Annotated in this window: 19 protein-coding genes; 12 read left to right on the top strand and 7 right to left on the bottom strand. The window is 55.8% G+C overall.

What is annotated here, in order from left to right:
- Positions 1–108 precede the first annotated feature (108 nt).
- The 8 genes from ACZ1HV_RS17995 to ACZ1HV_RS17960 all read left to right on the top strand — a co-directional run bounded on the left by ACZ1HV_RS17995 (position 109) and on the right by ACZ1HV_RS17960 (position 7,821).
- Positions 109–1,281 carry a M20 aminoacylase family protein gene (locus ACZ1HV_RS17995; protein ID WP_298817205.1) on the top strand — a complete coding sequence of 391 codons (1,173 nt, stop codon included), beginning with the start codon at positions 109–111 and terminating at the stop codon, positions 1,279–1,281.
- A gap of 57 nt (positions 1,282–1,338) precedes the next feature.
- On the top strand, positions 1,339–2,133 hold the full coding sequence (locus ACZ1HV_RS17990; protein ID WP_298817207.1) for an AlbA family DNA-binding domain-containing protein: 795 nt from the start codon (positions 1,339–1,341) through the stop codon (positions 2,131–2,133).
- 1 nt (position 2,134) lies between these two features.
- Positions 2,135–2,911, top strand: a complete 777-nt coding sequence (locus ACZ1HV_RS17985) for a sulfite exporter TauE/SafE family protein (RefSeq protein WP_298963678.1) — start codon at positions 2,135–2,137, stop codon at positions 2,909–2,911.
- Positions 2,912–3,100: 189 nt separating this feature from the next.
- Positions 3,101–4,213, top strand: a complete 1,113-nt coding sequence (gene leuB, locus ACZ1HV_RS17980; RefSeq protein ID WP_298963676.1) for a 3-isopropylmalate dehydrogenase — start codon at positions 3,101–3,103, stop codon at positions 4,211–4,213.
- A 43-nt stretch (positions 4,214–4,256) separates the two neighbouring features.
- The gene (locus ACZ1HV_RS17975) at positions 4,257–4,709 is read left to right on the top strand and encodes a hypothetical protein (protein WP_298817211.1); all 453 of its coding nucleotides are present in this window, start codon (positions 4,257–4,259) and stop codon (positions 4,707–4,709) included.
- An 11-nt stretch (positions 4,710–4,720) separates the two neighbouring features.
- Positions 4,721–5,110, top strand: coding sequence for a VOC family protein (locus ACZ1HV_RS17970; protein ID WP_472715907.1), 390 nt, complete (start codon positions 4,721–4,723; stop codon positions 5,108–5,110).
- Between the two features lie 186 nt (positions 5,111–5,296).
- The gene (locus ACZ1HV_RS17965; protein ID WP_298985355.1) at positions 5,297–6,373 is read left to right on the top strand and encodes a patatin-like phospholipase family protein; all 1,077 of its coding nucleotides are present in this window, start codon (positions 5,297–5,299) and stop codon (positions 6,371–6,373) included.
- Positions 6,370–7,821: a GntP family permease gene (locus ACZ1HV_RS17960; RefSeq protein ID WP_366142359.1), complete on the top strand. Its 1,452-nt coding sequence runs from the start codon at positions 6,370–6,372 to the stop codon at positions 7,819–7,821. The genes ACZ1HV_RS17965 and ACZ1HV_RS17960 overlap by 4 nt, the downstream gene beginning before the upstream one ends.
- Positions 7,822–7,854: 33 nt before the next feature.
- On the opposite strand, the gene ACZ1HV_RS17955 is transcribed toward ACZ1HV_RS17960, so the two are convergent.
- The 5 genes from ACZ1HV_RS17955 to ACZ1HV_RS17935 form a co-directional block, all read right to left on the bottom strand.
- The gene (locus ACZ1HV_RS17955) at positions 7,855–8,289 is read right to left on the bottom strand and encodes a YqaA family protein (protein ID WP_472715906.1); all 435 of its coding nucleotides are present in this window, start codon (positions 8,287–8,289) and stop codon (positions 7,855–7,857) included.
- Positions 8,286–8,732, bottom strand: a complete 447-nt coding sequence (locus ACZ1HV_RS17950) for a MarR family winged helix-turn-helix transcriptional regulator (protein ID WP_298817629.1) — start codon at positions 8,730–8,732, stop codon at positions 8,286–8,288. The genes ACZ1HV_RS17955 and ACZ1HV_RS17950 overlap by 4 nt, the downstream gene beginning before the upstream one ends.
- A gap of 486 nt (positions 8,733–9,218) precedes the next feature.
- Complete coding sequence (locus tag ACZ1HV_RS17945) at positions 9,219–10,190, bottom strand: methyl-accepting chemotaxis protein (RefSeq protein ID WP_472715905.1); 972 nt, start codon at positions 10,188–10,190, stop codon at positions 9,219–9,221.
- Positions 10,139–11,113, bottom strand: coding sequence for a hypothetical protein (locus ACZ1HV_RS17940; RefSeq protein WP_472715904.1), 975 nt, complete (start codon positions 11,111–11,113; stop codon positions 10,139–10,141). The genes ACZ1HV_RS17945 and ACZ1HV_RS17940 overlap by 52 nt, the downstream gene beginning before the upstream one ends.
- A 198-nt stretch (positions 11,114–11,311) precedes the next feature.
- Positions 11,312–13,525, bottom strand: a complete 2,214-nt coding sequence (locus tag ACZ1HV_RS17935; RefSeq protein WP_298963669.1) for an esterase-like activity of phytase family protein — start codon at positions 13,523–13,525, stop codon at positions 11,312–11,314.
- A gap of 227 nt (positions 13,526–13,752) precedes the next feature.
- Between ACZ1HV_RS17935 and ACZ1HV_RS17930 the strand changes: the two genes are divergently transcribed.
- Complete coding sequence (locus ACZ1HV_RS17930; RefSeq protein WP_298963668.1) at positions 13,753–14,955, top strand: multidrug effflux MFS transporter; 1,203 nt, start codon at positions 13,753–13,755, stop codon at positions 14,953–14,955.
- 49 nt (positions 14,956–15,004) lie between these two features.
- Here ACZ1HV_RS17930 and ACZ1HV_RS17925 read toward each other — a convergent pair whose 3' ends face one another.
- Together ACZ1HV_RS17925 and ACZ1HV_RS17920 are read right to left on the bottom strand one after the other, a co-directional pair.
- Complete coding sequence (locus tag ACZ1HV_RS17925; protein WP_298985352.1) at positions 15,005–15,505, bottom strand: arsenate reductase ArsC; 501 nt, start codon at positions 15,503–15,505, stop codon at positions 15,005–15,007.
- 21 nt (positions 15,506–15,526) lie between these two features.
- Positions 15,527–15,862, bottom strand: a complete 336-nt coding sequence (locus ACZ1HV_RS17920) for an ArsR/SmtB family transcription factor (protein WP_298963664.1) — start codon at positions 15,860–15,862, stop codon at positions 15,527–15,529.
- Positions 15,863–16,033: 171 nt separating this feature from the next.
- Here ACZ1HV_RS17920 and ACZ1HV_RS17915 point away from each other — a divergent pair, with 171 nt between their 5' ends.
- The 3 genes from ACZ1HV_RS17915 (at position 16,034) to ACZ1HV_RS17905 (ending at position 18,130) form a co-directional block, all read left to right on the top strand.
- Positions 16,034–16,171: a hypothetical protein gene (locus ACZ1HV_RS17915; protein ID WP_298817230.1), complete on the top strand. Its 138-nt coding sequence runs from the start codon at positions 16,034–16,036 to the stop codon at positions 16,169–16,171.
- A gap of 109 nt (positions 16,172–16,280) precedes the next feature.
- On the top strand, positions 16,281–17,315 hold the full coding sequence (locus ACZ1HV_RS17910; protein ID WP_298985350.1) for an aspartate-semialdehyde dehydrogenase: 1,035 nt from the start codon (positions 16,281–16,283) through the stop codon (positions 17,313–17,315).
- 74 nt (positions 17,316–17,389) lie between these two features.
- Positions 17,390–18,130 (top strand): TenA family protein, encoded by a 741-nt coding sequence (locus ACZ1HV_RS17905; protein WP_472715903.1) that lies wholly within the window; start codon positions 17,390–17,392, stop codon positions 18,128–18,130.

Below are 18,130 nucleotides of genomic sequence, written 5' to 3'. Positions count from 1 at the left end.
TTGGCAACACAAAGATTTTCACCTTTGCCACTTCCCCTTTTGACGGCTTGCGATAGGTTAGCCGCTTGAGTGTCAAACACCTTCGGCCTGCCGTATCAGGAGTTCTAAATGCCAGTCATAAATCGTCTTGCGGATCTGTCAGATGAAATCACGGCCTGGCGCCGCGATATCCATGAGAACCCGGAAATTCTTTATGAAACCGTCCGGACCGCAGGCAAAGTAGCCGAACTTCTGGAAAGTTTCGGCGTCGACGAAGTGGCCACCGGGCTGGGCAAAACGGGCGTTGTTGGCGTCATCAAGGGCCGCAACGGAGGGCAAGGCAAGACAATTGGCCTTCGTGCCGACATGGACGCGTTGCCGATTGAGGAAGCGACCGGCAAAGACTACGCGTCCAAGGTGCCCGGCAAAATGCATGCCTGCGGTCATGACGGTCACACGGCCATGTTGCTCGGAGCCGCAAAATACCTTGCCGAAACCCGCAATTTTGACGGAACGGTTGTCGTAATATTCCAACCGGCGGAAGAAGGCGGCGCGGGCGCAAAAGCCATGATCGACGATGGCCTGATGACCCGTTGGCCCATCGACGAAGTCTATGGAATGCACAATTATCCAGGCTTGCCTGTCGGAGAATTTGCGATCCGCAAGGGCCCGATCATGGCTGCTACCGACGAGTTCCGCATCACGATCATCGGCAAGGGTGGCCATGCCGCAAAGCCTCATATGACCATCGACCCGATTGTCGTCGGTTCAAAAATGGTGTCGGTGCTGCAGACTATTGCCAGCCGAAATGCCAATCCGCTTGATTCTGTGGTTGTCTCCGTCACCGTGTTCCAGGCAGGCAACGCCTTCAACGTGATCCCGCAGGAGGTTTTCCTGCGCGGCACCGTACGCACACTCACACCTGAAATGCGTGACCTTGCTCAAGAGCGGATGGAGGCCATTGTCAAAGGTACGGCTGAAACATTCGGCGCGACGGCCAGGCTGGAATTCCTTCGCGGATATCCGGTGACGGCCAATCACGACGATCAAACAGACTTTGCCGCAAATATCGCCGAAGGCATCGCCGGTGAAGGCAAGGTCGACCGCCGGATCGAGCCGATGATGGGTGGCGAGGATTTTTCCTATATGCTGGAAGAACGCCCGGGCGCCTTTATATTTGCCGGCAACGGCGACAGTGCCGGCCTTCACCATCCCGAATATGACTTCAACGACGATCTGATTCCGGTCGGTTGCTCCTACTGGGTGAAGTTGGTGGAAACCGCCATGCCTGCGGCAGCCTGAGAAAAAGTGTGATATGAAAGCGCCGGTTGCGACCGGCGTTTTCTCTCAGGCCCTTCTATGTCATTCTCTCCGTTCAGACTTTCTTTCATTGCAAACTACGTGATCCTCGGCGCCTTTGTTGGCGTTCTGGTTATCCATCCATTGAACCTGATCGTGGTTTGGTGGGAGTTGTCGCGCTTTTCTGAAACCGCACCCAACCTGATGGAGTTTCTCTCCGCGCGCCTCTGGCTCGTTTTACTTCCCAGGCATTTGGATGTTGCCGTCGCCTATACGTTTGTCGGCGCAATCGTCGGATTGGCCTTCGGCGTATTCAGCCGGAACTACATGCAGACCTCTGAGGCCTATAAGTCCTTGCGAGAGGAGCAGACCACATTGATCCCCGACCTGATGAAAAGAGGGGAAACGAGCCGGGTCGAGTTCAAATCTTCGCTGCGCTGGGACATGCAGGAAAACCACGTCAACCGTGGCCTGGAGAAAGTCATCGCCAAGACGCTGGCCGGTTTCTACAACGCTGAAGGTGGGCATCTTCTGATCGGGGTCAATGATGCGGGCGAACCCCTTGGCCTTGACAAGGACCTTGCAACACTCAAGAGCCCTGATCTCGACGCTTTTGAGCGAACGGTCAATGACGTCGTTTCCAAAAACCTGGGGGGCGACCTCTGCCCCTACATTCACACCGTCTTTGCAACCGTCGGCGGAAAGGATGTGGCCATGATCATCGTTCGGCCGGCGCCGCGCGCGGTTTATATGGAAGAAAACAAGGCATCGGTCTTCTACCTGCGCAGCGGCAATTCAACGCGGAAGCTCGACGTCCGGGAAGCCGTCAATTACGCCAATACGAGATGGTCCTGAGTTGTCTGATTTTTTTGCCGCGATTTTGACTGACCAATTGCACCTGGCTGCAACGATCACGCTGATCGGGGTGAGTTTCTTCACATCTGCAATGACAGCCGCCGTGGGTCTTGGCGGCGGCATTGCTCTCATCGCGATCATGGCGATGATCATGCCGGCAAGTGCATTGGTACCGGTCCACGGTATGGTGCAGCTTGGTTCAAACGCCGGGCGGGCCATCGTTCAGATCAAACATGTCGACTGGCTGATCGCAATTTGGTTCGCCTGTGGCGCCATTCTTGGCGCAGCGCTGGGGGGCACAATAGCTGTTGAATTGCCCGCGGCGGTCCTCAGAGCCGGCATTGGTTGTTTCGTCATCTGGATTGTCTGGGGCAAGGCACCGAAATTCGGCAAGGCACGCAAGCGCGCCATGGCAGGAGCAGGATTTGCGTCCACGTTTCTGTCGATGTTCTTTGGAGCATCCGGACCAATTGGCGGTGCGGTTCTGTCGACGCTCGAACTGACCCGCCACCAGTTTGTCGCCAACCAGGCGATCACCGCGATGATGATGCATGTGTTCAAAGTTCTGGCATTCGGTGCACTTGGCTTTGCGTTTGCACCCTGGCTCGGGCTGATAGTGCTGATGATCGCCAGTGGATTTCTCGGCACGCTGGCCGGCTCTCGTTTGCTCGGCAAGATGAACGAGAAAACGTTCAAGACCGGTTTCAAATGGGTGATGACCGCACTGGCGGTGAACCTGTTCTTTCAGGCTGGCAGGGAATGGATGATCGGCTTGTAGCCGTTTGAACAAAGTCAATTTGTGCCATGACAGCAGGTCAGGGACGCACCACATCCCTCAGCATCAGGGTGTTATTGACCTTTCCGACGCCGTTGATTGAGTTCTTCGCAACTGGCTTTGCCTTGAAAGAGCGGAACCAACACGGTAACCCAGCGCAATCGGTTTTCAACAATGCGGGATGGAACGTCCATGGCTTCTCAAAAACTTCTGCTTCTGCCGGGTGACGGCATTGGCCCGGAAATCATGCCGGAAGTGAAAAAGGTAATCAGCTGGTTCAACGAAAACGGCGACATGTCCTTCGAGACGGAAGAAGGTCTCGTCGGCGGCTCGGCCTATGACGCTCACGGCCAGTCGATTTCCGAAGAAGACATGGCAAAGGCCATGGCCGCCGACGCAGTCATTTTCGGAGCAGTTGGCGGTCCGAAATGGGACGACGTTCCCTATGAAGTCCGTCCTGAAGCGGGCCTCTTGCGTCTTCGCAAGGACATGCAACTATTTGCCAATCTGCGTCCCGCAATCTGCTACCCGGCCCTTGCCGATGCATCATCCCTGAAGAAAGACATCATCGAAGGGCTTGATATCCTGATCGTTCGGGAACTGACGGGCGGCGTTTACTTCGGCGAACCGAAGGAAATTACCGACCTGGGCAACGGCCAGAAGCGCGGTGTCGATACTCAGGTTTACGACACCTATGAAATCGAGCGCATTTCGAAGGTTGCCTTCGAACTCGCCCGTACGCGGAACAACAAAGTCACCTCTATGGAAAAGCGGAACGTCATGAAGTCCGGCGTTCTGTGGAACGAGGTCGTCACGCAGACCCATGGCAACGGCTATCAGGACGTTGAACTGGAGCATATGCTGGCCGACGCCGGTGGCATGCAGCTGGTCCGCTGGCCGAAACAGTTCGATGTGATCGTCACCGACAACCTCTTCGGTGACATGCTGTCTGACGTTGCCGCGATGTTGACCGGTTCGCTTGGCATGCTGCCCTCTGCCTCGCTCGGTGCACCTGACGAAGCGACCGGCAAACGCAAGGCACTTTATGAACCCGTCCACGGATCCGCTCCGGACATCGCCGGTACAGGCGCTGCCAACCCGATTGCAATGATCGCAAGCTTTGGCATGGCGCTGCGGTATTCCTTTGAGGAAGTGGAAGCAGCCGACAAACTGGACAAGGCAATCGCTGTTGCACTCGACAAAGGCTTGCGGACGAAGGACATTGCAGGCGAAGGTCAGGCAACGGTTTCGACCTCCGAAATGGGCGATGCCATCGTTGCAGAACTGTCTGCGCTGAGCGCCTGATAGGCTTTACAATTTGCACGCGGAACCGCCAGCGGCTATGCCGGTGGCGGTTTTTCCTTTTACCCATGTTGGTCAGATGATCGAAGATAAACTTGCACCCTTTCTGGGCTCCTGGATCCTAGATACCGAGGAAAGCGATTTCGAACAGGGCGATCCGCCCAAGAGCGCAACGCTGAAAATCGACGACAATTTCGGTATGGCCTGTTTCACCATGAATCAGGTTTCAGCCGAAGGCGAGGTCACCAACGATACCTTCGAGGCGATGCCCGACGGTCCGGAAGTAAAACTCGGCAAAAGCGGGCTGGTCGACGCAATGCGCCTCGTCTTCGAAGGTGACCGCACCCTCGTTTCCGAAGCCAGGCGCGGCGGACTGACAATCATGAAGGCCGAGCGGCAGCTCTCCGACGACGGCAACACGCTGACCATCACCCAGACCGTGCACCTTGTTGATGTCGCAAGTTTCAAGAACGTGTCAGTCTACCGGAAAGCGCAATAGGGTCGAACGCAATGAAGCAACGTATCGGAGCGCTCGCGCTTTTGGTCCCGAATTATGATCAGGCGATCTCCTACTACACTGAAAAACTTGGCTTTGAACTCATAGAGGACACCAAACTTTCGGAGACAAAGCGCTGGGTACTGGTTGCACCCAAAGGGAGTTCTGAAACCCGGATACTTCTGGCGGAGCCCGATGGTCCAGATCAGCAAAAGGCCATCGGCAATCAGACAGGCGGCAGGGTGTTTCTATTTTTGAACACCGACGACTTTGACCGGGACCACGCGGCGATGCTGGCGGCTGGCGTCATCTTTTTGGAAGAGCCCAGAACGGAACCTTACGGAAAGGTCGCCGTTTTTGAAGACCTGTTCGGCAACAAATGGGACCTTATCGAGAGTTTTTGATCGTGGCGCCCGCACCCAGGCAGGCGCGAACGTTTCAGTACTCGCCTGCTTCACTTGTCCATGATGCGTCACACAATCGCAGTTTAACTTGATTGGCGTTAAGAAGCAGACGACACCGGGCAAACTTGCTACTAATCGAACTTGGCGGATAGTTAGACCAGGCAAACAAGGAGGCGTGTGCCTCTCGTGAAACGCAAACCCGTAAAAGTCGATGTAGCTTTGCAAGGTGGTGGGTCGCACGGTGCTTTCACCTGGGGGGTGCTGGATCGCCTGCTTGACGAAGACTGGCTTCAGATTGAGGGCGTATCCGGAACAAGCGCAGGTGCAATGAATGCGATCGCGCTGACCCAGGGACTGTGCGAGGGTGGTCCGAAACGCGCGCAACAACTACTCCAGGACTACTGGAACGCTGTCAGCGAAACATCCCGCTACAGCCCGATCCGCCGAAGCGTCATGGACAAGCTCCTTGGCCGTTGGACGCTGGACTATTCCCCGTCCTATTTTGCATCGCAGATCTTTGGCAGGGTGCTTTCGCCCTATCAATTCAATCCGATGGACATCAATCCATTGCGGGACGTTGTTGCTGAGTGTTTTGATTTTGACGTGATCAATCAGCCCTCAGCTCCAAGACTGTTCTTGTGCGCCACAAATGTCCGGACGGGACGCCCCAAAATTTTCCGGCAACCTGACATTTCCTGCGATGCGGTCATGGCCTCGGCTTGCCTGCCGACCCTGTTCAAGGCGGTCGAGATTGACGGCGAAGCTTATTGGGACGGTGGTTACATGGGCAACCCGCCGCTCTTTCCGCTGATCGACGAAACCGAGGCGCGGGATGTCATTCTGGTGCAGATAAATCCCTTCGAAAGGCCCGGCGTCCCAACAACACCGGCTGAAATCGAAAATCGGCTCAACGAGATCACGTTCAACGGCAGTCTGGTCAAGGAATTGCGCTCAGTTGGCTTCCTGTGGGAGGTCATCCACCATGAAGGCCTGGACCGGGCGGCATATCGTGATGCCCACCTGCACATGATCGGCTCGGAAAGTGAACTGTGCAACTACGGCGCTTCCAGCAAGCTGAATGCTGAACGGGTTTTTCTGGAGAAGCTGCATGAACTCGGCCATCGGACGGCAGACACCTGGCTCGCCCAGAACGGCGAAAAGGTAGGGAAGGAAACCACCTGGCGGCCGCGCGATCTCTTTGAAGAGAGCCTTCAGCCGGCTCACCTCGAACCTGGCACTGAGAGGAACTTCCAGAAGTCATGATTGAGCTGCTCGGTATTCTCCTGCCTCTCGGCTTGCTGATGTATTTCGCCTTCAGGGGCATCACGCTTCTGCTGCTGGCTCCGGTGATGGCTGTCTTTGCGGTTGTGTTGTCCGGAGGACTGTCACCGCTTGCCGCCTTCACCCAGATTTTTATGATCAACACGGCCGACTTTATCCTGGCGTTCTTTCCCTTGTTTTTCCTCGGCGCCATTTTCGGCAAACTCATGGATGACAGCGGAGCCGCCGAATCGATCGCCCGTTGGGTCATCGGAAAACTGGGAATAGGCAATGCGATGCTCGCGGTGGTTATCTGTTGTGCGGTGCTGACCTATGGCGGCGTTTCCTTGTTCGTGGTGGCCTTTGCCATTTTTCCGATCGCATCCGCGTTGTTCCGCGATGCGGCTGTCCCAAAACGCCTCATTCCCGGTGCAATCGCGCTTGGTGCCTTCACGTTCACCATGTCTGCCCTGCCCGGAACGCCTGCCATTCAAAATGCGATCCCGATGCCATATTTTGGTACGACGGCCTTCGCCGCCCCAGGCCTTGGTATCATCGCGGCCGTCATCATGTTCGGGCTCGGCATGCTTTGGCTCAATCGCAGGGCCGGTGCAGCTTTGGCCGCCGGCGAAGGTTATGGAAATCACGATGACGGCTTGCCCGAACCCGACACGGTCATGCGGGCTCAAGCGCAAAATGAAGGCTTTGACGTCAACGAAATCGAAGCAACGCAAGACACCCAGACCCTTCCACCCTTCCTTTTGGCAATAGCCCCGATCGTGATCGTTGTACTGGTCAATTTCCTGTTCGTTGAATTTGTGGTCCCCCGACTGGAAACCGCATATCTCGCCGAACCGCTTTTCGGAGCAACTTCGATCGAGGCGGTTCGCGGCGTTTGGGCTATCGTGGTTGCGCTCACCGCCTCGATACTCTTCCTGATACTCTCCAATTTGCGCCGATTTCCAGACATTCGAGAGACCTTGAACAAGGGCGCAGATGCTGCAGTTCTGCCGATCTTCAATACGGCAAGCCTTGTTGGATTTGGCGGCGTGATTGCCGCTCTGCCTGCCTTTGGCGAGGTCACGGACGGCCTGATGTCGCTGAGCGATGGCAATCCACTGGTTTCGGTCGCTATGTCCGTAACTGCGCTGTCCGCACTGACGGGTTCGGCGTCGGGCGGCATGAGCATTGCCCTGGATGCTCTGGGCAGCACATTCGTCGCCATGGCCAATGCGACTGGGACCTCACTTGAAGCCATGCACCGGGTGACCTCCGTTGCATCCGGCGCCTTGGATGCCTTGCCGCACAATGGTGCTGTGATCACGGTGCTCGGAATTGCAAAACTGACTCACAAGGACAGCTATCTCGATATTTTCGTCACAGCAGTCATCGTTCCGTTTGTCGCGCTTGTTGCGATTATTGTTCTCGCAAGCTTGTTCGGCGGCTTTTGACCCGCCACTTTTTTGTTCTCGCGCGGGCGAGCATTATGAGAGTGCTTGCAGGGTCAAAAAGGCGACGATGATGTAGCGCGCTGTCTTGGCAATCGCGACCAGGATGAAGAAACTCCAGAACGGTTCTTTCAGAACTCCGGCGGCCAGGGTCAGCGGGTCGCCGACGATTGGCGCCCAGCTCAGGAGCAGGCTCCATCGCCCATAACGATGATACCACGTGGTTGCCCGGCTCAAACTGTCAGCCTTCACAGGAAACCATTTGGCATTCGAAAAATGCACTATGCCTCTTCCCAGCCACCAGTTGACGACGGACCCCAGCGTATTGCCGAGACTTGCTGCGAAAACAAGAAGAGGCACAGGGTCCTGACCAAGTGCAATCAATCCGGCAAGACCAAGCTCGGACTGTGCGGGCAGCAGAGTTGCTGCAAGAAATGAAACGCCAAAAAGGCCAAGCAGGCTAGCACTCATGAAGGCGCGTCTTCAGCCTTTTGCAATCCAGCAATCGCCCGGCGCATCAGTTTCAAAAACTGGATCTGCTCCTCGCCGGACAAACCTGACAACGCTGCCTTGTTGGTCGCCAACGCGGCCTCTATGGCAGGTGCCTCTAGAACCTTGGCAGCCTCTGTCAGAAAAATTTTCTGCACACGACCATCTTCTTCGCTCGGTCTCCTCTGAATCAGCCCGTCCCGTTCCATCCGCGCAAGAGTGTTGGCAAGGGTAGCCTGTTCGATATCCAGAAGGCTCACCAGTTCCTTTTGTGTCCTTCCCTCTCTTGACCAAAGCGCTAGCAAGGCCGGAAACTGGCCCGGCGCCAATCCAAGAGGTTTGATACGGCGTTGGAGTCCGGCTGCGAACAACCGGGCCATATGATTGGCGAGATATCCCGCAGACGTTTCCTTTTCAAAGCCCATCCCACGCATATACGGTACATAGCACACTATGTAAATAAACATAGCTTACTATATAATAGAGAAGCCAATGTCCGTTCACCTTTCACGCAAAACGCTCAATCTCACGATGCTAGCGGTCGCGACGGGTTTATTTCAATCCAGACGCAGATCCTGAAACTGCTGTAACGCTGATCAATGTGTTTGAGGTTCCAGGCGAAAGGCTCAATCAGGCGATCGCTTTTTGGGAAAAAGCTCGAGAATTTCTGAAGAGTCAGCCCGATTGCGTTTCAACGCGGCTCCACCAATCGATTTCACCTGAAGCCAAAGGACCTGCATCACGCCGCCGCTGCCGGTAATGCCGGCCTGTTGGCCTTGCACGTTCTGACTGCGGGTAGGCAAGCTCAGTAGTCACGGCCTCTCTAGGCGGCCTTTTGATCAAGACGCAATAGAAGACCGTGGACTGACTGCCGCCGCAACGGCTTGCTATCGGACCTCAGTCGATTTGCATCAAGCAGCAGCAACCTCCGCCAGGAAAGCATGCACTTCCTCGCGCAATTCTTCGGTTCGCTTGACGACATCACCTGTCCGGCGCCCCATATCGGCGGCGGCGTCGCTTGATTGTTCGGCGATAGCCTCTACACCGGCCATGTCCTCAACCACGGATCGTGTCTGCTCTGCAGCTTGAAGAACATTTCCTTTGATGTCGTCGGTGGATTGCCGCCGCGTTTCCAGATCCGCTGCGATCTGGGTCGTATGGTTGGTAACGTCACCGATATCGGAGATAATCTTCTGGATCGCATCCACAACGCGGACCGTCCTTTGCTGGACAAGCGACACCTGCTCGGTGATCTGGTCCGTCGCGGATGCCGTTTGACCGGCCAGCGTTTTGACTTCGCCCGCGACAACTTCAAACCCTTTTCCAGCCTCTCCCGCCCGCGCGGCTTCGATCGTTGCATTGAGCGCAAGCAAGTTGGTCTGGTCGGCAATCGCATTGATGATCGAAACGATGTCGCCGATGGCGTTGGAGATTTCCGAAAGGCTCTCAATCTCAGAATTCGCCGCTGACGCATTTTCGTTCGCCGTCTGCGCAATTTCCGTCACATCATGCGCTTTTTGACTGATGGCAGTGATTTCGTTGGCAAGCTCTTCTGCAGCACTTGCCACCGCGTCGACATTTTCAGATGCGCCGGAAGAGGCCGCTGCAGTGTCCCGCGCCTTTTGATCAGCATTCTGCGCAACGCCCTTTAGCGCGCCGGACGTGCTCTGCATATCCCCAAGGGCTTCATCGACATCTTTCAGCAACGCGGCCATACGCGTCTTGAAGGCAGCTATCAATTCGTCGATACGTTGCTGACGGTCCGCTGCAGCCTGACCTTCCTGCCGCTGACGCTCCTTGGTCAGTTCAATGGTCTTGTCTCGATAGTAGCCTACTGCGCGGGCGATATCTGAAATCTCCGTATGGCCGTAGGAGAACGGCAATTCACTCTCCACACCATCTGAATCGGCCAGGTTTCGAATGGAACTGTTGAGAGACTCGATGCACTGAAGGATTGATCTGCCGAAGTACCAGGATGTTCCGAACGCAACCACAAACACCAGGCAAAGCGCACCGGCAACCCCCACATCCGCATCCAAAGGTCGCTCACCGTGGACTGGAGCTGCGCGGAAAGTTGGCTATGGCTCACCTTGTGCAGACCGTCAATCGCACTTAGGAAGGCTGTATATCTGTCCCGAACCGGCTGCAGATCAAGCGTCGTACCGTCAGCGCCCTGCCCGACCTTGGATGCGACTTTTGCAAGCGCTCCCTGGAATTTGCCGTTTGCCTGGCGGTAGGCTTGCGCCGCCTTGCTGAAGGCAGTTTCCTTGCCTTCCTCAACCGCACCGGGGCCTGTCTTGGAAATGGCACTGATCTGATCCGCGAGCACCTTGAATTGACCGGCCCCGACCAGAACGGACATGGAATCCAGATGGCTGAGTTCGGTTTTTTTCGCAACATTCTCGCTGTTGCGTACAACTGCAGCCGTACGCACGACCAGATCGGACAATTGTCCTGACACGAGTTCGGCCAGCAAGTTCGTGGTCTGAACCGTGTTTGCGGCAAGATCCGCTTCGTCACCGACGCAGTCTATGACTTTGTGCGCATTGGAAAGTGCTTTTGCAGCTGAGCCTGCCGCCTTTTCAGGCGCACATGCCGGATAGCTGGCAAGAACGTCGCTCGGGAGTTCTGTGGCTCCTTGCCTGATCCCGGCCTGCCAGACCGTCTCAAGGGCCGGCAAACTGGCCAGCTTTACCTTGTCCCGTTCAAGGTCCGAATAGGCGGAAAGTATGATCCAGGCTGCACAAAAGACGATTGGCACTGTCAAAACGATTACCAGCACAAAAAGTCTTTTTCTGATTGTCATCGGAAGTCTCGCGAATCATCTGGAACTAGATGACAAGAAAATTAGCTCGAAATTACCAATGAATTCGAAACAGGCTCAATTTTTCCATTTTGGCCTTGCTGGCCGCGGAGCCGATCAGGCGGCCATTAAAAAGCAAGAACCCGGCGGTCAGAATACCGCCGGGTCCTCAGGTCGGTCTTGGGAGACCTTAAGGCTCAATCAGTTGAGTCGGCTCGCCGGACCCAGGTCGATCAGCTGTGTTTCACCCGGTGCATCATCGACGCCGTCATTGTCCGTCACCAGAATGAGGCGGCCATCGGCCGTAATCGTCAGGCCTTCGGGCTTGTCCAAAATCCACCCCTTGCTTGACGACATTGCCGGAAGGAGGTCAACCGCGAACTGCTTCTTCAGGACCGGCAATTCTTCTCCATGTTTGGCAGGCGTAACACCTTCAAGAGACACCGTTGTGATCTGCTTGATGGCGGCATCTTCCCCGCCCTTGTTGTCACGCTCCAGAATGGCGAATTTGCCGTCCTCCAGAGAGACAATCTCTGACAGGCCGACCCAGCCGCCTGCAGCGCTTCTTGGCGCGTCCAGCGGATAGTGGACAAACCCCCAGGACTTGTCAGAAGGATTGTAGATCGCAATCTTGGAATGTCCTTCCGGGTCGTCGTTCCACTCCCGCTGAACGGCAACTGCGACAAGCGTTTGACCGTCCATCTCGAACTCGGCAACGCCTTCAAAAGAAAAGCGCTTGGCCTGCTCGACCAGCGACTGCGGCAACGTGATCTCTTCTTCAACAGCACCGTTGGCACTGACTTTCAACAAAAGGTGCTGGCGGTCTTTTTCAGGATGCCCCTCAGAGGCAAGCCAAAACCCGCCGTCTTTCGAAACCGAAATACCTTCCAGGTCCAGCCGCGACTGAACGAAGCCCGTCACCGTAACGTAGGAGACAATCTGTGCCGGTTGGGTTGCGATATCCAGCGTGTAGATGCGGGCATCGTCATAAAAGCTGTCGCTAACCGCGTAAAGCGTGTTGGCATCCTGCGGATCAGCCGCCAGAGCAGAGAGTGCGCCCCAGCCGATCGGAGCTCCTTTTTCAGGATCTCTGGCGGAAACGATGGATGGGTAGGATGGCGCATCTGCGCCAAACTGATAGAGCGAGATGTGCGACCGCACACCGTCTTCATCAACTTCGTTGGCAACCGCAAATAAATCACGGTTCGGGATTGCCAGAAGACCTTCCGGACCAACATGCGTCGGCAGCAGCTGGACGAACTCAGGCTCCCCGCCGGTATCTTTATATACGGCGACAAAATTGCCGCGTTCGGAGTTTACGAAAATCAGGGTTTCACCGCCGAAGACACCGACTGCAACACCTTCCGGCTCAGTGCCCTTCTTGTGGGCACGTTTCGCCGGATAATGGCCATGTGCCATGCCCAGATGTTCCATCTGATTGCCGCTGTCGAACAGGACTTCTCCCTTGGTGTTCCAAATGGTGAAGCCGCGGGAACCGCCTTCGTAATCGCCCTCATTGGCAGTAACGAAACGCTCTGTGTCAATCCAGGCGACCGCGTCCGGTTCGCGGGCGACATTTTCATTATTACCGGAAGCATCGCTCATGAGGGCTTTTGCAACGGGAATGTTTTCTGCCGAAGCAGCACCGGCAGAAAAGTGCGCAAGAACCTTGCCGGATGCCAGATCGACCACCGCCAGATGATTGTTTTCCTGCAACGTGACGACGGCCTGATTGTCTGCATTAATCGACACGAATTCCGGCTCCGGGTCTGTCGGAGCAACTTCAGCAAGGCCCGTCAGGTCCACGATCCGAACCGCATCGCAGTTCGTTGGCGCACCGGTTTCGTCAAGGTCGAAGATTGCCAGATGACCCGCAGGCATTTGAGGGATGACACCATCATTCAGGTCTTCGTCGCGTTCGTTTTCGATCGCAACCGCAACGAACTTTCCATCCGGTGAAATTGCAACGCTGTCCGGTTGGCCCTTGGCATCGCATTTTGCGGTAATGCCCATGCCGTCAAGCGCGATCACGGCAAGATGCCCTGACGCATTGATGAAATCTTCACTTGTGTTCACACCTGCATAGGCAGTGCCGTCACCCATGGCGACGGACGTTGGCTCACCCTCCAGTGCAACCCTCGCCATCCGTTGAATATTGAGCGGATTGGCTGCATTGATGAAAACAATCGCCTCACCCGGGCTGTCTGTAAACGCAAGTGTACGGCCGTCTTTGGATGCGTAGATGATTTCAGCAACGGTCTCCGTTGCCTTGTCTGCACCCTCCGGCAAAGTCTTGTAGACCGGGTAGGAATTAATCCGTTCGAAATAGTCGGCCTGAGCGGAGGAAACGGCTCCGATACCGAACAGCACAGCGAGACTGACGCCTTTCAAAAAACGTCCGCGAAGGTTCGCCATTGCACGAGCTCCCATAGAAATATTTGGGTTGAAGGTGCGCGAAAGCTAGTTGCCATCCTTGCAAGATCGGTGACAGTTGCATGAAGGTTTTGTGACATCCGGGCAAAGCCGGAAACGCGATTGCAAGCATGTCTTGCGCAGAAAGAGCTGGACAATCAGACGCAATTCAACCACCCTCGCGGCTTCCCACTTTTCGGCGCTTCAGGCGCAAACATTCGGACAATTAAATGCAAATCGGATTTGCGCGCTCGGCCGTGGTGCTGGGCTTATTGGCTGCGGTCGGTCCTTTTGCGATTGACCTTTACCTTCCGGCAATGCCTGAAATCGTGCAGAGCCTGAACACAGATGATGCTGCGGCCCATATGACCTTCACGGTCTATTTCATCGCATTTGGAGTAGCACAGCTTTTTTATGGTCCCCTTGCAGACCGCTTCGGCCGCAAACCGCCTGTGTTTCTCGGGCTTGTGATCTTCATCATCGGTTCAATTCTCTGCGCGATGGCAAGTGATGTTTCCATGCTCACGCTTGGCCGGTTTGTCCAGGCTCTTGGAGCTGCTGCACCGATGGTGATCGTTCGCGCGGTTGTCCGTGACCTTCACACAGGCACGGAAGCAACGAAACTGATGGCACTCGTCATGCTGGTCATCAGCATTTCGCCCATGCTTGCGCCTCTCACGGGCAGCATGATCATACAGTTCGGCAGCTGGCGCCTGATATTCTACGCCCTTGCCCTGATCTCCTTGGCCGCGATGGTGCAGATGGCCTTTCTGTTGCCGGAAACCCTGCCTGATAACCGACGCGCGCGGATCGACCCCGTGGCCATGATCCGAAGTACGGTCTACCTGCTTCGCGACGGTAAGTTCATGGGCCTCACCCTTATCGGCGGCTTCTCGCTCGCCAGCTTCTTTGTGTTCATCGCATCGGCACCGCTTGTCTACATGACGCAGTACGGTCTGACACCGACAACTTTCAGTCTGGTGTTTGCAGTCAATGCCATCGGGTTTTTTGCCTCTTCACAGTTCGCCGCTTCGCTTGGGCAACGCTTCGGCATGGGCCGGGTAGCGCTGGTCGCCGTCTTCGGTTTCGCCGCTGCGACGTCCTTGCTTTTCGTTCTTGTCTGGGCCGGGTTTGATGATCTCTGGGTGCTGATGGCGCTCTTGTTCATCGGCAATTCCTGCCTCGGTCAAGTGATCGCCCCGACAATGGTCATGGCTCTTGAAGACCATGGCGAGCATGCGGGCATGGCATCAAGCCTCGGGGGGACGTTTCAAATGGTTGCCGGTGGTATCATGATCCTGATCTGCAGCCCGTTCTTTGACCGGACGGCGCTGCCGCTCGTGGGCGCTGTTGCAGCCTGTGCCCTGACCGCGCTTGTTATTGCGCTGCTGACACTGCGAAGCGAGCCTGCGGGCAAAGAGGCTGGCACCTGAAGCAGCCCGCAGGGTTAGGCTATGGTACCGTCCTCCGGCAAGCCGGGTGTCAACCGTCCGACTTGCCGATCTCTTCGAGTTTCTTCTGCAAGGACATTTTGTCTAACGAAGACATCGGCAGATTGATAAAGATCGAAATCCTGTTGTTCAGCATGCGGAACGTGTCGCTGAAGGCCAATTGCCGCTCGCTTTCGTTGCCCCTCATTGCGGCCGGGTCGGGCACTCCCCAGTGAGCGGACATCGGCTGACCGGGCCAAACCGGACATGTTTCCTTCGCAGCGTTGTCACACACGGTGAAAACGAAATCCATCTCAGGCGCACCGGGTTCGGCAAATTCGCTCCAGTCCTTCGACCTGAAATCCTCGGTTTTGAAGTTGAGCTTCTTCAAGAGTTCCAGAGCTTCGGCCCGGACAATGCCTGCGGGCTGGGAACCTGCCGAAAAAGCTTTGAATTTTCCCCGGCCGTCCCGGTTCAAGATTGCCTCGGCCAGAATCGACCGCGCCGAATTGCCGGTACAAAGAAACAAAACATTATAGACACCGTCCGGCATGGGTTCCTCCTAGAGCAATATTCAAGATTTTCTGCAGGTGATCGATTCAATAACCTGCGAACAAAGTTCAGGATGACCGCCGCAGCAATCCGACATCAGGAACGTCAGGAGAGCACTGGTGCCTCCTAGGTCCGCAAAATAGCGAACCGTGCGCCCCTCACGCGTGTTGCGCACCAATCCGGCTTGCAGCAGGACAGACAGATTTGCCGACATCGTGTTCTGGCGGACACCAAGTGTTTCACCAATGTCACCGGCGCTCATGCCTTCCGGTCCGGCGGCAATCAAAAGCCGGAAGACATCAAGCCTCGTTTTCTGGCTGAGCGCACCAAAGGCGCTCACAGCTCCATTTATATCCATAATTCATGATATCTTGATTTATCGAAGCTTTGCAAGTGCAACCTGACATTCATCGCTGCTTCGAGGCATCAGGCGTAACCAATCCCGCGCGTCCATCGAATTCCTTGTTGACTCACCAGGAATTCCGGGCAAAAACACCGCCGTCTCAAGTTTTGACGATTGCGAGCACCAATGACCCGGCTGAAAGCCGACATTCTGGATACGATGTCTCAGGCCCTTGCCAGCGTGACCTTCATGCGCGGCGAGACAGTGACGCATGCCGCAACCGCACTTAAACGCACAACAAAGACAACCAAGACCACCGCTTAACGGTGCCGCTCGTCCCGCCTCCCCGGGGATGGGAGGCGCCGGGAGCCGGCGACGCCCATCTGGAAGGGACGAGCCGGTAAAGCGGGGAGACGGACAAGGACAAGTCGAAATGGGTTTCAAGATCGCAATTGCAGGCGCTACCGGCAATGTTGGCCGCGAACTGCTGGACATTCTGGACGAACGTGGGTTTCCCGCAGACGACGTCGTGGCGCTTGCCTCACGCCGCTCCCAAGGTACGGAAGTGTCTTTCGGCGACAGAACGCTGAAAGTTCAGGCCATGGAAAACTACGACTTCTCCGATACCGACATCTGCCTGATGTCTGCGGGCGGAAGTGTTTCCAAGGAATGGGCACCCAAAATTGCGGCCAAGGGCTGTGTGGTCATCGACAACTCCTCAGCCTGGCGCTACGACGCGGAAGTTCCGCTGATCGTTCCTGAAGTAAACGCCGATGCCGTTGCCGGCTTCACCAAGAAGAACATCATCGCAAACCCTAACTGCTCTACCGCGCAATTGGTCGTGGCGCTGAAGCCGCTACATGATCATGCAAAGATCAAGCGCATCGTGGTGTCGACCTACCAGGCCGTTTCCGGCACTGGCAAGGAAGCGATGGAAGAGCTGTTCAACCAGACCCGCGCTGTGTTCGTGAACGATCCGATCGAGCCGAACAAGTATCCGAAGCGGATCGCCTTCAACGTCATTCCCCATTGTGACGTCTTCATGGAAGACGGCTACACCAAGGAAGAATGGAAGGTCCTGGCGGAGACCAAAAAGATGCTGGATCCGACCATCAAGGTCACCTGCACAGCCGTACGTGTTCCGGTCTTCATCGGTCATTCGGAAGCCGTCAACATTGAATTCGAAAACGAGATCACAGCTGAAGAAGCCCGCAACATATTGCGCGAAGCTCCCGGTTGTCTCGTCATCGACAAGCATGAAGACGGCGGTTACATGACGCCTTATGAAGCCGCCGGCGAAGACGCGACATACATTTCCCGTATCCGGGAAGATGCGACCGTCGAAAATGGCCTGAACATTTGGGTTGTCTCCGACAACTTGCGTAAAGGTGCCGCGCTCAACACGATCCAGATCGCCGAGGTCCTGGTCAATCGCGGGCTGATTACACCCAAGAAGGCTGCTGCCTGATATTGTTTTGACGGGCGCCATTGAGCGCCCGTTTTCATTAAGTTTCCCGACACAAAAGGGAGCATGGCGCAGCAATGCCCACGCCATATGACGGGTCATTCCCTCAGTTTCAGTCCGCGCATCCTGGTACCAGATTCTCAGACTGGCTGGTTGCCCGGGCAGAGCCATTTTGGACTGCTGCCAGCGAGCATCCATTCACCCGGGCGATTGGTGACGGCTCAATGCCGGATGAGGCCTACACGCGCTACCTGATTGAGGACTATACCTTCGTCACGGATCTGGCCTCGACACTCGGCTATCTGGTTGCCAAGGCACCACGCATGCAGTCCAAGAGCCGGCTTTCTGCGTTTCTGGCTTTGCTGACCTCAGAAGAAAACGACTATTTCCTCAGATCCTTCAAAGCACTCGGCGTACCCGCCTCAACTTATGAAACTGCGGCACAAGGGGCAACAACCCGGGCGTTCGCCGACCTGCTTGTTTCTTCAGCGGGCGAGGGATCGTATGCGGACGGGCTTGTCTGCCTTTTATGCGCAGAATGGTGCTATCTCACCTGGGGCCTGCGCGAAGCGCAAAAGCCCAGACCTCAGGCATTTTATCTCGCGGAATGGATCGACCTCCACGCCGTACCGGGCTTTGAAGCGTTCGTGAACTGGATCATCGATGAAATGAACGGGATTGGTCCAACGCTTTCAGCAAACGAACAGAATCGGGTCGCACACTTGTTCCGGCACATGAGCGCACTTGAATTCGCATTCTTCGAGGCGGCCTGGACAGGCAAGACACCGGACCTTCCGGAAGAATTCCGGCAGATCTGA

The organism is Roseibium sp. JB4-4 (assembly GCF_055693425.1).
The sequence above is the reverse complement of the archived record's forward strand: the minus strand, read 5'-3'. Positions and strand labels throughout refer to the sequence as shown.